The 15020-nt window shown below is 34.0% G+C and carries 13 protein-coding genes and 1 other annotated feature; all 13 genes read left to right on the forward strand.

Annotation, left to right across the window (positions count from 1 at the left end; translation table 11 throughout):
* Window positions 1–269 precede the first annotated feature (269 nt).
* Window positions 270–419: a 50S ribosomal protein L33 gene (gene rpmG, locus BN346_RS02790; RefSeq protein WP_034439136.1), complete on the forward strand. Its 150-nt coding sequence runs from the start codon at window positions 270–272 to the stop codon at window positions 417–419.
* Between the two features lie 37 nt (window positions 420–456).
* Window positions 457–681 carry a preprotein translocase subunit SecE gene (gene secE, locus BN346_RS02795; RefSeq protein WP_034439137.1) on the forward strand — a complete coding sequence of 75 codons (225 nt, stop codon included), beginning with the start codon at window positions 457–459 and terminating at the stop codon, window positions 679–681.
* Window positions 682–729: 48 nt separating this feature from the next.
* A complete protein-coding gene (gene nusG / locus BN346_RS02800) occupies window positions 730–1251 on the forward strand; it encodes a transcription termination/antitermination protein NusG (RefSeq protein ID WP_034439138.1) in 522 nt (173 codons plus the stop codon).
* Between the two features lie 91 nt (window positions 1252–1342).
* Window positions 1343–1768 (forward strand): 50S ribosomal protein L11, encoded by a 426-nt coding sequence (gene rplK, locus BN346_RS02805; protein ID WP_034439139.1) that lies wholly within the window; start codon window positions 1343–1345, stop codon window positions 1766–1768.
* Between the two features lie 59 nt (window positions 1769–1827).
* Window positions 1828–2517: a 50S ribosomal protein L1 gene (rplA, locus tag BN346_RS02810; protein ID WP_034439140.1), complete on the forward strand. Its 690-nt coding sequence runs from the start codon at window positions 1828–1830 to the stop codon at window positions 2515–2517.
* A gap of 51 nt (window positions 2518–2568) precedes the next feature.
* Window positions 2569–2703: a sequence feature (ribosomal protein L10 leader region), on the forward strand.
* A 33-nt stretch (window positions 2704–2736) separates the two neighbouring features.
* On the forward strand, window positions 2737–3243 hold the full coding sequence (gene rplJ, locus BN346_RS02815; RefSeq protein WP_034439141.1) for a 50S ribosomal protein L10: 507 nt from the start codon (window positions 2737–2739) through the stop codon (window positions 3241–3243).
* A gap of 53 nt (window positions 3244–3296) precedes the next feature.
* A complete protein-coding gene (gene rplL / locus BN346_RS02820; protein WP_034439142.1) occupies window positions 3297–3662 on the forward strand; it encodes a 50S ribosomal protein L7/L12 in 366 nt (121 codons plus the stop codon).
* A gap of 292 nt (window positions 3663–3954) precedes the next feature.
* A complete protein-coding gene (rpoB, locus tag BN346_RS02825) occupies window positions 3955–7731 on the forward strand; it encodes a DNA-directed RNA polymerase subunit beta (RefSeq protein WP_034439143.1) in 3777 nt (1258 codons plus the stop codon).
* A 22-nt stretch (window positions 7732–7753) separates the two neighbouring features.
* Window positions 7754–11287 (forward strand): DNA-directed RNA polymerase subunit beta', encoded by a 3534-nt coding sequence (gene rpoC / locus BN346_RS02830; protein WP_034439144.1) that lies wholly within the window; start codon window positions 7754–7756, stop codon window positions 11285–11287.
* A 102-nt stretch (window positions 11288–11389) separates the two neighbouring features.
* On the forward strand, window positions 11390–11626 hold the full coding sequence (locus BN346_RS02835) for a ribosomal L7Ae/L30e/S12e/Gadd45 family protein (RefSeq protein ID WP_034439145.1): 237 nt from the start codon (window positions 11390–11392) through the stop codon (window positions 11624–11626).
* Window positions 11627–11758: 132 nt separating this feature from the next.
* The gene (gene rpsL / locus BN346_RS02840; RefSeq protein ID WP_034439146.1) at window positions 11759–12136 is read left to right on the forward strand and encodes a 30S ribosomal protein S12; all 378 of its coding nucleotides are present in this window, start codon (window positions 11759–11761) and stop codon (window positions 12134–12136) included.
* 156 nt (window positions 12137–12292) lie between these two features.
* Window positions 12293–12763 (forward strand): 30S ribosomal protein S7, encoded by a 471-nt coding sequence (gene rpsG / locus BN346_RS02845; protein ID WP_034439147.1) that lies wholly within the window; start codon window positions 12293–12295, stop codon window positions 12761–12763.
* 75 nt (window positions 12764–12838) lie between these two features.
* Entirely contained in the window at window positions 12839–14902 is a 2064-nt protein-coding gene (gene fusA, locus BN346_RS02850) for an elongation factor G (RefSeq protein ID WP_034439149.1), read from the forward strand.
* Window positions 14903–15020 lie beyond the last annotated feature (118 nt).

Genomic DNA, 15020 nt, shown 5'->3' on the forward strand with positions numbered 1-15020 from the left:
CTTCTATAATAGAGTAATCTAGAAAATACATTTAATAGGACTGGGCACTAAACCTGGTCCTTTTAAAAGAATGTTATATTCAAAAATAATGTAAATTTATGAATATAAAGTCGTGAAAAGAGCAATACTTACCAATAAAGGTAACAACTAATTTATTGACATCTTAAAAAAGTTGTGATAAATTAGTTTGGTAGTTTAAATTTTGTATTGAATTTAAAATAAAGTATTAATTTGAGATATATAACTCATATAATTAGGAGGTGTAGATTGTGAGAGTTAAAATAACTTTAGCTTGCACAGAATGCAAACAAAGAAACTATAACACTATGAAAAATAAGAAAAACAATCCAGATAGAGTAGAGATGCAAAAATACTGTAAGTTCTGCCACAAACATACACTTCATAAAGAAACAAAGTAGTGTTTTGTACCTAATATAAATTGGGGATGTGAAAAAGATGGCTAAGAATGTTGAAAGCAAATCAAAAGATACCAAGAAGCGCTTAGGAATTTTTCAATTCTTTATTGATTTGAAGGCTGAATTCAAAAGAATAACATGGCCTTCTAAAAAAGATATAAAGAAAGCTTCTGGAGCAATAATTAGCTTTTGTCTTCTTTATGTGATTCTAGTAGGTTTGTTGGATGCTGGTTTCAATAACCTCTTTAAAATGGTTTTTAAATAATATAAAAGGGAGGTAGAGGGGCTTCAGTTTAGGTAAACCCCTTGAGTTATGACAGATAAAGCTAAATGGTATGTAGTTCATACGTATTCTGGATATGAAAATAAAGTTAAAGCTAATCTTGAAAAAGCAATAGAAAACAGAAATCTTGAAGAGTTCATTCATGACATTCAAGTGCCTGTAGAAGAACAAGTTGAGATAAAAGATGGCAAGAAAAAAGTAACTTATAAAAAAATATTTCCAGGCTATGTGATGGTTAAGATGGTTATGACAGATGACTCTTGGTATATTGTTAGAAATACTAGAGGGGTTACAGGATTTGTTGGACCTGGATCTAAACCAGTTCCTTTAACTGATGAGGAAGCTAGCAAAATGGGAATAGTTGAGCGAACAGTTTCTAGTGATTTAGAAATTGGAGAACAGGTAAAAATAATATCTGGACCATTCGCTGAATTTATGGTGCTTATACAAGAAATAAATATAGAAAAGCACTCAATAAAAGGTTTAGTTGATATGTTTGGCAGGGAAACTCCTGTTGAACTTGATTTTAATCAAATAGAAAAAATGGATTAAGCTTATAAGATAAAATCTTAATATAGATTTATTCTTATTAAGTGGGAGGGCTTTTAAAGTCCGCTTACCACAATATAGGAGGTGTAAACTCATGGCTAAGAAAATAACAGGAATGATAAAACTTCAACTTCCTGCAGGAAAAGCAACACCAGCACCACCAGTTGGACCTGCATTAGGACAACACGGTGTTAATATTATGGGTTTCTGTAAGGAATTTAACGCAAAAACTTCTGATCAAGCAGGAATGATAATACCAGTAGTAATCACTGTATATCAAGACAGATCATTTAGTTTTATACTAAAAACTCCACCAGCAGCAGTTCTATTAAAGAAAGCAGCTGGAATAGAGAGTGGATCAGGCGTTCCAAACAGAACAAAAGTTGCTACAGTTTCTACTGCAAAAGTTAGAGAAATAGCAGAATTAAAAATGCCAGATTTAAATGCTGCATCAGTAGAATCTGCTATGAGCATGATAGCTGGAACAGCTAGAAGCATGGGAATCGTAGTAGAAGAGTAATTTTCATTTTAAATTAGTGGGAGGCAAAAACCGTTAGTACCACGAAGGAGGATAGCAATATGGGAAAGAATTACATAGAGAGTACTAAACTAGTAGATAGAAGTGCGCTATATACACCATCAGAAGCTATGGGGCTTGTAATCAAAACATCAAAAGCAAAATTTGATGAGACAATAGAAGTTCACGTAAGACTTGGTGTTGACCCAAGACATGCAGATCAACAAGTAAGAGGAGCGGTTGTTCTACCTCACGGAACTGGTAAAACAGTTAGAGTTTTAGTATTCGCTAAAGGCGATAAAGCTAAAGAGGCAGAAGCAGCAGGAGCAGATTTTGTTGGAGCTGAAGAATTAGTAGACAAAATCCAAAAAGAAAACTGGTTTGATTTTGATGTAGTTGTAGCTACACCAGATATGATGGGAGTAGTAGGAAGATTAGGAAGAGTGTTAGGACCAAAAGGATTAATGCCAAACCCTAAATCAGGAACAGTTACATTTGACGTTACTAAAGCATTAGCAGATATTAAAGCAGGTAAAGTTGAATATAGAGTAGACAAAACTGCTATTGTACACGTTGGAGTAGGTAAGAAATCTTTCGGAGAACAAAAACTTCAAGAGAACTTCAATACTTTAATGGAAGCTATAGTAAAAGCTAAACCAGCAGCTGCAAAAGGACAATACATTAAGTCAGTTACTGTTGCAAGCACAATGGGACCTGGAATAAAAATCAACCCAGCAAAAGTTGTTGAGTAATTTTTAAAAAAGGTATTGACATATTGTCATAAAAATGTTAGAATCTTAAAAGTTGAATAAATTAATATTCCGTAGACAGTAGGTGCATTAAGCGTAACAGTTATTACCTACCGAGGATTCTAATAGAACGTGATGATTTTATTGGTCTCTTCGTAATGTTTGCGAGGAGACTTTTAATTTTAAAATAAACAGTGAAAACTGTGAGGAGGTGGACACACAGTGCAAAGCAAAAACAGATCATTAAAAGAAGCAAAAGTTGCTGAAATAAAAGAGAAATTAGAAAAATCTCAAAGTGTTATATTAAGTGAGTATCAAGGACTAACAGTTGAACAAGATACACAATTAAGAAAACAACTAAGAGATGCTGGTGTTGAATATAAAGTTTACAAAAACACTTTAGTAGCATTAGCAGCAAAAGAGCTAGGATTTGAAGGACTAGATGCTTACCTTGAAGGACCAGTATCAATAGCTTTCGGATATGAAGATCCAACAGCTCCAGCAAGAATATTAAATGATTTCGCAAAAGCTAACAAAAAGCTACAATTAAAAGCTGGATTAGTTCAAGGTGAATTATTTGATGAAAATAAAGTTAAAGAGCTTGCTTCAATACCACCAAGAGAGGTATTACTTGCAAAACTTCTTGGAAGTTTCCAAGCTCCACTATCAAATTTAGCATACTTACTATCTGCTATAGCAGACAAGAAAGAAGAAGTAGTAGCTGAATAATATTAAATAACAAATAAAATAAGAGAAAGATAAATTTCGGAGGTGCGTTAAAAATGACAAAAGAGCAAATAATAGAAGCTATAAAAGAAATGAGCGTTTTAGAATTAAATGAATTAGTTAAAGCTTGCGAAGAAGAATTCGGAGTAAGCGCAGCTGCACCAGTTGCAGTTGCAGGAGCAGTTGCAGGTGGAGCTGCTGCAGAAGAAAAAACAGAATTTGATGTAGTATTATCAAATGCTGGAGCTAACAAAATCAAAGTTATAAAAGTTGTTAGAGAATTAACTGGATTAGGATTAAAAGAAGCTAAAGAAATAGTTGATGGAGCTCCTAAAACATTAAAAGAAGCTGTAAGCAAAGATGCAGCTGAAGAAATGAAAGCTAAATTAGAAGAAGTTGGAGCAGCTGTAGAATTCAAATAGAATTCTAGTGGTTTCAATTGATAAAAGGAGTGCTTTGAAAAAAGTACTCCTTTTTTTAAACTAAATTATTGACAAAACAAAAAAAACGTGATAAAATAACTAAATGCGAAAGCGTTTAGGTTGCGAAAAAATAGCAATCTATAGATAGAAAATGCTATAAATACAGTTTTGTGAATAATTTTTAGGAAATTGGATATAATAGCATGATGAAATGTGTGAAGTCCGAAAGCACAAGGTCCTAGGGGAAAGTGTGTCTTTTGGTTATTTTAGTTTATACAAGGGGTGAAAGCTGATGGTACATCCTGTCAAAAATGGTAAAAGAACAAGAATGAGTTTTGCCAAAGTAGGCAATACTGCCGAGATGCCAAATCTAATTGAAGTTCAATTAGATTCATATGATTGGTTTTTAAAAGAAGGACTACAAGAAGTATTTGAGGATATCAATCCAATACAAGATTATACAGGCAATCTAGCATTAGAATTTGTTGGTTATAAGCTTGATACTGATAATATCAAATATACTGTAGAAGAATGTAAAGAAAGAGATACTACTTATGCAGCACCATTAAAAGTAAAGGTAAGACTACGTAATAATGAAACTGGAGAGATAAAAGAGCAAGATGTATTTATGGGAGATTTCCCATTAATGACAGAGCAAGGAACTTTCATTATAAATGGTGCAGAGAGAGTTATTGTAAGCCAACTTGTTAGATCACCAGGTGTTTATTACAACTATACAGTTGATAAGACAGGTAAGAAATTATTTTCTTCAACTGTAATACCTAACAGAGGAGCTTGGCTTGAATATGAAACAGATTCAAATGACATTATATATGTAAGAATTGATAAAACAAGAAAAATACCAATTACAGTTCTTGCAAGAGTCATGATGAATTATGGTAGCGATGCGGAAATTCTTGATTTCTTCGGAGAAGAAGAAAGACTACAAGCTACTATAGAAAAAGACAATACAAAAGACAAAAATGAAGCTTTACTAGAGATATATAAGAGATTAAGACCAGGTGAACCACCAACTGTAGATAGTGCTATGTCACTTATAGACTCACTATTCTTTGATGCAAAAAGATATGATTTATCAAGAGTAGGAAGATATAAGTTTAATAAAAAACTATCAGTTCACTTAAGAATTGCAAATCAGATAGCTGCTGAAAACATAGTTAATGAAGCAACAGGTGAAATTATAGTTGAAAAAGGTAATAAGATTGATAGAGATACTGCTCTATACATTCAAAACCTAGGTATAAATTCAGTAGATATATTAGTAGAGGATAAAGTAATAAGAGTTATAGGAAATGGATTTGTTGATATAACAAAACATGTTAACTTTGATGTTTCTGATTTAAAAATAAAAGAACTTGTACATTATCCAACACTAAAAGAAATATTAGACAACAATAGCGAAGAAGAAGCTATTAAAGAAGCAATAAAACTTAATATAAATAAGTTAATACCAAAACATATCATTAAAGATGATATATATGCAACTATTAGTTATGAAATAGGTTTAGCATATGGAATTGGTTATATTGACGATATAGATCACCTTGGAAACAGAAGATTAAGATCTGTAGGTGAATTATTACAAAACCAATTCAGAATAGGTCTTTCAAGAATGGAGAGAGTTGTTAAAGAAAGAATGACAATTCAAGATCAAGAAATAATAACTCCTCAAGCTTTAATAAATATAAGACCAGTGGTAGCTGCAATTAAAGAATTCTTCGGAAGTTCTCAGTTATCACAATTCATGGATCAAACGAATCCATTATCAGAGTTAACACATAAGAGAAGATTATCTGCATTAGGACCTGGAGGTCTTTCAAGAGAAAGAGCTGGTTTCGAAGTTAGAGACGTTCACTATTCACATTATGGAAGAATGTGTCCGATAGAAACACCAGAGGGTCCAAACATAGGTCTTATAAACTCATTAGCAAGTTATGCAAAAGTTAATGAATATGGATTTATGGAAACTCCATATAGAGTTATTGATAAGAAAACTGGAAAAATAACTGATGAGATAATCTACATGACTGCTGATGAAGAAGATAACTATATTGTTGCACAAGCAAGTGAGCCAATAGGCGATGACAATATGTTCTTAGATGAAAAGGTAACAGTAAGAATAAAGGAAGAAGTTATATTTGTACCTAGAGAAGATGTTGATTTAATTGATATATCTCCAAGACAAATCGTATCTGTAGCAACAGCTATGATACCATTCCTTGAAAATGACGACGCAACAAGAGCACTTATGGGATCTAACATGCAACGTCAGGCTGTTCCACTATTAAGAACACAAGCACCAGTAGTTGGTACTGGTATAGAATTTAAAGCTGCTGTAGATTCAGGAGTATTACCAAAAGCAAAAAATGCAGGTACAGTTGTATATGTTAGTGCAAATGAAGTAAGAATAAAAAGAGATTCAGATGGCGGCATAGATACTTATAAATTGCTTAAATTTAAAAGAGCAAACCAAGGTACTTGTGTAAATCAAAGACCGATAGTTGATAAAGGTGAAAAACTTGCAGCGGGTGATGTAATTGCAGACGGTCCATCTACTGATTTAGGAGAAATGGCTTTAGGAAAGAACATTCGTATCGGATTTATAACTTGGGAAGGTTATAACTACGAGGATGCTATGTTAATTTCAGAAGAACTAGTAAGAGAAGATGTATTTACTTCAGTTCATATAGAAGAATATGAAGCAGAAGCTAGAGACACTAAGCTAGGACCTGAAGAAATAACTAGAGATATTCCTAATGTTGGAGAAGAAGCTCTTAAAGATATAGATGAACGTGGAATAATTAGAATCGGTGCAGAAGTTAGATCTGGAGATATCTTAGTAGGAAAAGTTACACCAAAAGGAGAAACAGAACTAACTGCTGAAGAAAGATTATTAAGAGCAATATTTGGTGAAAAAGCTAGAGAAGTTAGAGACACTTCACTAAGAGTTCCTCATGGAGAAGCTGGAATTATAGTAGATGTTAAAGTATTTACTAAAGAAAATTCTGATGAACTTCCACCAGGAGTAAATCAATTAGTAAGATGTTATATAGCTCAAAAGAGAAAAATATCTGTAGGAGATAAGATGGCTGGAAGACACGGTAATAAGGGTGTTATCTCTAGAGTATTACCAGAAGAAGATATGCCATTCTTACCAGACGGAAGACCACTTCAAATTTGCTTAAATCCACTAGGGGTTCCATCTCGTATGAACATTGGTCAGGTACTAGAAGTTCATTTAGGATGGGCAGCAAGCGAACTTGGATGGCATATAGCAACACCAGTATTTGATGGTGCATTAGACCATGAAATAGAAGATTGCTTAGAACAAGCAGGATATGCAAGAGATGGAAAAACTGTTCTGTATGATGGAAGAACAGGAGAACCATTTGATAATAGAGTTACTGTTGGATACATGTATATCTTAAAACTACATCACTTAGTAGATGATAAGATACACGCAAGATCAACAGGTCCATACTCACTAGTTACTCAACAGCCACTTGGTGGTAAAGCACAATTCGGAGGACAAAGATTTGGAGAGATGGAGGTTTGGGCACTTGAGGCATACGGTTCAGCTCATACACTTCAAGAAATCTTAACAGTTAAATCTGACGATGTTGTAGGAAGAGTTAAAACTTACGAAGCAATAGTAAAAGGTGAAAATATTTCTGAACCAGGAGTTCCAGAGTCATTTAAAGTTTTAATTAAAGAATTACAAGCTTTATGCTTAGATGTAAAACTTTTAGATGAAGCTCATGAAGAAATTAAACTAAGAGAATCTGTAGAAGATGAATTAGCGGAACTTGAGGTTAATATTGAAGGAACTGAAGATCAAGTACCAGCAGTTCCAGAAGTAGAATATGTTGAACCTATAGAAGACATCAATGAAGAGCCAGAAGCTGAAGTTGAAGCAGAAACAGAAGTTGAAGCAGAAGTTGAAGAAATAACTGGTGAAGTTGTTGAAGAGATAGACATAGATTATGATAATTTATCAATAGATTTTAACGATGAATTAGAACTAAATGATTTCAGTGATGAACACTAAAAATTGAAGGGAGGATATACCCTTGGTTGAATTAAATAATTTTGATGCAATGCAAATTGGCCTTGCGTCTCCAGAACAAATTAGAGAATGGTCAAGAGGAGAAGTAAAGAAGCCAGAGACAATTAACTATAGAACATTAAAACCAGAGAGAGACGGTCTTTTCTGTGAGAGAATATTTGGACCTATGAAAGACTGGGAATGTCACTGTGGAAAATATAAAAGAGTAAGATATAAAGGTATAGTATGTGATAGATGTGGAGTTGAAGTCACTAAAGCAAAAGTGAGACGTGAAAGAATGGGGCATGTAGAACTTGCTGCCCCAGTATCTCACATTTGGTATTTCAAAGGAATTCCATCTAGAATGGGACTTATCTTAGATATGTCACCAAGATCACTAGAGAAAGTTTTATACTTTGCTTCTTATGTAGTGCTAGATCCAAAGGATACACCATTAGAGAAGAAACAAGTATTAACAGAAAAAGACTATAGAGAAGCAGTAGACAAATATGGATATGATGGATTTGAAGCAGGAATGGGTGCAGAATCTGTAAAAAGATTGCTTCAAGACATAGATCTTAAAACTCTATCAGTAGAGTTAAAAGAAGAATTAAAAACAAGTAGTGGACAAAAAAAGGTTAGAACTATAAGAAGACTTGATGTTGTAGAATCATTTAGAAAGTCTACAAACAAACCAGAATGGATGATTATAGATGTTATACCTGTAATTCCACCAGATTTAAGACCAATGGTTCAATTAGACGGAGGTAGATTTGCTACATCTGACCTAAATGACCTATATAGAAGAGTTATAAACAGAAATAATAGATTGAAAAAATTATTAGATTTAGGTGCGCCAGACATAATTGTAAGAAACGAAAAAAGAATGTTACAAGAAGCTGTAGATGCACTTATAGATAATGGTAGAAGAGGAAGACCAGTAACAGGACCAGGTAACAGACCACTTAAATCTTTATCTGACATGTTAAAAGGAAAACAAGGTAGATTTAGACAAAACTTACTTGGAAAACGTGTTGACTACTCAGGACGTTCGGTTATAGTTGTTGGACCAGAATTAAAAATGTACCAATGTGGACTTCCAAAAGAAATGGCATTAGAATTATTTAAGCCATTTGTAATGAAAAAATTAGTTGAAAGTGGAACATCACACAACATAAAAAGTGCTAAGAGAATGGTAGAAAGAGTAATGCCTCAAGTTTGGGATATACTTGAAGAAGTTATCGTAGACCATCCAGTATTACTAAACCGTGCTCCGACTCTACACAGACTTGGAATACAAGCGTTCCAACCTATATTAGTAGAAGGAAGAGCTATAAAGTTACACCCATTAGTATGTACAGCGTATAATGCTGACTTTGATGGAGACCAAATGGCTGTTCACGTTCCATTATCAGTTGAAGCACAAGCAGAAGCAAGATTTTTAATGCTAGCTGCACATAATATATTAAAGCCATCTGATGGAAAACCAGTTTGTATTCCAACTCAGGATATGGTTTTAGGTTCATACTACTTAACTTTAGATAAGGATGGAGTTAAAGGTGAAGGAAGAATGTTCTCATCACCAGATGAAGTTCAAATGGCTTATCAATGTAAAGATATAGATATCCATGCTAAGATAAAAGTTAAAGTTAAGAAAGTTATAGATGGAGAGTTAAGAACTGGAATCGTTGAAACAACTCCAGGTAAATTAATGTTTAATGAATCTATTCCACAAGATTTAGGATTTATAGACAGAAGTTTACCTGAAAATGAATTCAAATTAGAGATTGATTTCTTAGCAAGCAAAAAGAACCTAGGTAAAATAATAGATAAGTGTTATCTAAAATATGGTGCAACTGAAACATCTAAAATGTTAGATAATATAAAAGCTAGGGGATATCACTTCTCATCTATAGGAGCTATTACTGTAGCGACTTCTGACATGGAAGTTCCAGAACAAAAGGAAGCTTTACTTGCAGAAGCAGAAGCAACAGTTGAAAAAATAGAAAAAATGTATAGAAGAGGATTCATATCTGAAAACGAAAGATATGAAAGAGTAATAGATAAGTGGACTAAAACTACTGATGACATAGCCAACGTGCTAATGGACAGCTTAGATAAGTTCAACCCTATTGCGATGATGGCAGACTCAGGAGCCAGAGGTTCTAAGAGTCAGATCAAACAGCTTGCAGGAATGAGAGGACTTATGGCAAGTCCATCAGGAAAAATACTAGAGTTACCAATCAAGGCATCATTCAGAGAAGGTCTAGACGTATTAGAATATTTCATGTCTACACACGGAGCTAGAAAAGGAAACGCCGATACAGCGCTTAAGACAGCTGACTCTGGATACTTAACAAGAAGACTTGTTGACGTAAGCCAAGATGTTATAGTAAGAACTGAAGATTGCGGAAGCACTGAAGGTTTTGAAGTAACAGAAATAAAAGAAGGTAACGAAGTTATAGAACCATTAAGTGAAAGACTTACTGGAAGATATAGTGCAGAGGATATAATTGACCCAAAAACTGGTGAAGTTATAGTTCCAAATGACACTTATATGGATATACATCTAGCAGAAAAAGTTGAAAATGCTGGAGTTAAAAAAGTAAAAATAAGATCTGTATTCACATGTAAATCAAAAATTGGTGTATGTTGTAAGTGCTATGGTATGAACATGGCAACTGCACAAAAAATCAACATAGGTGAAGCTGTAGGTATAGTTGCAGCACAATCTATCGGAGAGCCAGGAACTCAGCTTACAATGAGAACATTCCACACAGGTGGAGTTGCTGGAGCGGATATAACTCAAGGTCTTCCAAGGGTTGAAGAGTTATTTGAAGCTAGAAAACCAAAAGGATTAGCTATCGTAAGTGATGTAAGTGGTACAGTTAGAATAGAAGAAACTAAGAAGAAGAGAATTGTTATAGTAACAACTAACGATGGTGAAGAAGTTAGCTATGACATACCATTTGGATCAAGAATAAAAGTTGGAAATGGTGACTTTATTAGTGCTGGAGACGAAGTAACAGAGGGTTCAGTAAACCCACATGATATTATCAGAATTAAAGGCGTTAATGGAGTTAAAAACTATCTTCTTTCAGAAGTTCAAAAAGTTTATAGACTTCAAGGTGTTGATATCAACGATAAGCACTTAGAAGTTGTTGTAAGACAAATGACTAGAAAAGTTAAAATTGAAGAATCTGGAGATACTGAGTTATTACCAGGTACTATGATAGATATATTTGATTTTGAAGAAGCAAATGAAAAAGTTCTTGCAGAAGGTGGAGTTCCAGCAGAAGGAAAAGTTACTTTACTAGGAATAACAAAAGCTGCTCTTGCTACTGAATCATTCTTATCAGCAGCATCATTCCAAGAAACAACAAGAGTTCTTACTGATGCAGCAATAAAAGGAAAAATAGATCCACTAGTAGGATTAAAAGAAAATGTTATTATAGGTAAGTTAATTCCAGCAGGAACAGGTATGACTCGTTATAGAGATATAAAGATTTCTACAGACGATGTACAAATTCCACAAACAGAAGAGGAATTAGAAGGATAAACTACCAATATATATTATTGACAGTATAGTGTTAAGGTGATAAAATACAGTTTGTGTGATTTTAAAAATAGAATATAAATCACATATATGAGGGGTGTAGATATGTTAAGCAAGCTCACAGGTGAAAAGGTGGTAGGTGTAAAACAGACTACTAAAACATTAAAGTCAAATCGTGGTAAAGTTTTGTACGTAGCCAAAGATGCAGACGAAAATGTTATAAAGCCTATAATAGAGTTAGCAAAGGCTAATTCCCTGCAAGTTGAATATGTTGATACAATGAAAGAATTGGGAGATTTATGCTCCATAGATGTATCAGCGGCAACTGCGCTCATATTATAATAAATTAGCTAACACGTAATAATAATAAATTATATCTATAGCATTGTGCATTAGCTATATGCTAGTGTACAATGATTAGATAGATATACTATTAAATTTTTAATAGTATGCTAAAATATAGGAGGTGAAATAATGCCAACAATCAACCAATTAGTTAGAAAAGGAAGAAAATCTTTAGCAACTAAATCAACTGCACCAGCATTAAAAGAGTGTCCACAAAAAAGAGGAGTATGTACTGTAGTTAAAACAACAACTCCTAAGAAGCCAAACTCAGCGTTAAGAAAAATTGCAAGAGTTAGACTTACAAATGGATTCGAAGTTACTGCTTATATCGGTGGAGTTGGACACAACTTACAAGAGCACAGTGTTGTTCTTATAAGAGGTGGAAGAGTTAAGGACTTACCAGGGGTAAGATACCACATCGTAAGAGGAGCTTTAGACTCAGCTGGAGTTGCAAACAGATTACAATCAAGATCTAAGTATGGTGCTAAAAAACCAAAACAAAAATAATTGGTTTTAAGATGATTGAACTGAAAGGTGCGATGCCTTCGGCATTTATATAGATTATACATAAAATTAATTTAAATATAAGTTGAAGCAGAGCGCTTTGCGGTAGAGATATCGAGTACCTATGAGTTAATTTAAATTGTTAAGGAGGGAAGTAAAGTGCCAAGAAAAGGATTTATAGCAAAAAGAGATGTTTTACCAGATCCAATGTACAACTCAAAGGTTGTTACAAAGTTAATAAACAACATAATGGAAGATGGTAAAAAAGGAGTAGCACAAAAAATATGCTACGATGCATTTAATATAGTAAGCGAGAAAACTGGTAAAGATGCTTTAGAAGTTTTCGAAGAGGCAATGAACAACGTAATGCCTTTATTAGAAGTAAAAGCAAGAAGAATAGGTGGAGCTACATATCAAGTACCTATCGAAGTTAGACCAGAGAGAAGACAAACATTAGGTATCAGATGGATGCTTGCTGCTTGTGAAAAAAGAGGCGAAAAATACATGAGAGAGAGACTTGCAAACGAGTTAATCGACGCTTCTAACAATACTGGAGCTGCTGTTAAAAAGAGAGAAGATACTCACAAAATGGCAGAGGCAAACAAAGCTTTCGCTCATTACAGATATTAATACTGGAACTGTTTTGGCTTTGCCAAAACAGTTTTGTCAAATTATAAAATTACTCGTCGAGAGGAGGAAACAAAAGTGGCAAGACAATATGAATTAGAAAAATTTCGTAACGTTGGAATAATGGCCCACATAGATGCTGGTAAGACAACAACTACTGAGCGTATATTATTCTACACAGGTAGAACTCACAAGATCGGAGAAACTCACGAAGGTGGAGCTACAATGGACTGGATGGTTCAAGAGCAAGAGAGAGGTATAACAATTACTTCTGCTGCTACAATGTGTTTCTGGAAAGATCACGTAATAAACATAATAGATACACCAGGACACGTAGATTTTACAGTTGAGGTTGAAAGATCTCTAAGAGTTCTTGATGGAGCTGTATGTGTATTCTGTGCTAAAGGTGGAGTTGAGCCTCAATCTGAAACAGTTTGGAGACAGGCAGATAAATACTCTGTACCAAGAATGGCATATGTAAACAAAATGGATATCATGGGTGCTGACTTCTTTAGAGTTGTAAACATGATGAAAGAAAGATTACACACTAATGCAGTGCCAATACAATTACCAATAGGTAAAGAAGAAAACTTTGCTGGAATAATAGATTTATTAAAAAATAAAGCAGAGATATATAAAGATGATTTAGGAACTCAAATCGAAGAAGCTGAAATTCCAGAAGATATGAAGGAATTAGCTGAAGAATACAGAGCTGCTATGATCGAATCTATAGCAGAATTAGATGAAGAGTTAATGATGAAATATCTTGACGGGGAAGAATTAACTATAGAAGAGTTAAAAGCAGCTTTAAGAAAAGGTGTTTGTAACAATGAAATAGTTCCTGTAATGTGTGGATCATCTTATAAAAATAAAGGTGTTCAAATGATGATTGATGCTATGGTTGATTTCATGCCATCACCATTAGATATCCCATCTATAAAAGGTACTGATGCAGTAACTGGTGAGGAAATCGAAAGACACGCAAGTGATGAAGAACCATTATCAGCATTAGCATTCAAAATAGCTACTGACCCATTTGTTGGTAAATTAGCATTCACTAGAGTTTACTCAGGTATAATGCAAAGTGGTACATATGTATTAAATGCTAACAAAGGTAAAAAAGAAAGAATTGGTAGACTTGTTAAAATGCATGCAAATGCAAGACAAGAAGTTGAAGAATTACGTGCTGGAGACTTAGGAGCTGTTATAGGTCTTAAGATGACAACTACAGGAGATACTTTATGTACAGAAGATTCTCCAGTAATATTAGAAAACATGGAATTCCCAGAACCAGTTATTTCTGTTGCTATAGAGCCAAAATCAAAAGCAGGTCAAGAAAAAATGGGATTATCTTTAGCTAAACTTGCTGAAGAAGATCCAACATTCAAAACTTGGACTGATCATGAAACAGGCCAAACAATAATAGCAGGTATGGGTGAGTTACACTTAGAAATCATCGTTGATAGACTTCAAAGAGAATTCAAAGTTGAGTGTAATGTTGGTCAACCACAAGTTGCTTACAAAGAAACAATCAGAAAAGAAGTTAAAGCTGAAGGTAAATTCGTTAGACAATCAGGTGGACGTGGACAATACGGTCATGCTGTAATAGAATTAATACCTCACCAAGGCGAGTATGAATTCGAAAATGCTATCGTTGGAGGATCTATACCAAAAGAGTATGTTGGACCTATCGATAACGGAATAAGAGAAGCATCAGAAGCTGGTATCTTAGGTGGATTCCCAGTTCTTAACTTCAAAGTTAGACTTGTTGATGGATCATACCACGATGTTGACTCATCAGAAATGGCGTTCAAAATTGCCGGATCAATGGCATTCAAAAATGCTATGTCTAAAGCAGACCCAGCATTACTTGAGCCAATCATGAGAGTTGAAATAGTTGTTCCAGAAGAATACATGGGAGACGTTATCGGAGATGTAAACTCAAGAAGAGGAAGAATCGAAGGAATGGAACCACAATCTGGAGCAGAAGTTATAAAAGCTATGGTACCACTATCAGAGATGTTTGGATACGCAACATCATTAAGATCTAAAACTCAAGGTAGAGGAAACTATAGTATGGAATTCGCTGCTTACGAAGAAATTCCAAAGAGCTTACAAGAACAAGTTATAGGAAAAAAATAATCCTAACTTGAATTGATATAGATAAAAATATATGTAAGAAATAAATTTATATATATTTAAGATCATTTTTAAAAAAAATAAAACTTAATGTATTTATTAAGGAGGAATTAGAAATGGC

Origin of the sequence: Clostridium ihumii AP5, assembly GCF_000612845.1 — a bacterium.
Classification (GTDB): domain Bacteria; phylum Bacillota; class Clostridia; order Clostridiales; family Clostridiaceae; genus Clostridium_J; species Clostridium_J ihumii.

Coding starts and splice junctions, on each gene's coding strand:
- BN346_RS02835 (WP_034439145.1), top strand. CDS start 11,390: ATGTTAAGCAAGCTCACAGGTGAAAAGGTGGTAGGTGTAAAACAGACT.
- nusG (WP_034439138.1), top strand. CDS start 730: ATGACAGATAAAGCTAAATGGTATGTAGTTCATACGTATTCTGGATAT.
- rpoB (WP_034439143.1), top strand. CDS start 3,955: ATGGTACATCCTGTCAAAAATGGTAAAAGAACAAGAATGAGTTTTGCC.
- rplL (WP_034439142.1), top strand. CDS start 3,297: ATGACAAAAGAGCAAATAATAGAAGCTATAAAAGAAATGAGCGTTTTA.
- rplK (WP_034439139.1), top strand. CDS start 1,343: ATGGCTAAGAAAATAACAGGAATGATAAAACTTCAACTTCCTGCAGGA.
- rplA (WP_034439140.1), top strand. CDS start 1,828: ATGGGAAAGAATTACATAGAGAGTACTAAACTAGTAGATAGAAGTGCG.
- rpsL (WP_034439146.1), top strand. CDS start 11,759: ATGCCAACAATCAACCAATTAGTTAGAAAAGGAAGAAAATCTTTAGCA.
- secE (WP_034439137.1), top strand. CDS start 457: ATGGCTAAGAATGTTGAAAGCAAATCAAAAGATACCAAGAAGCGCTTA.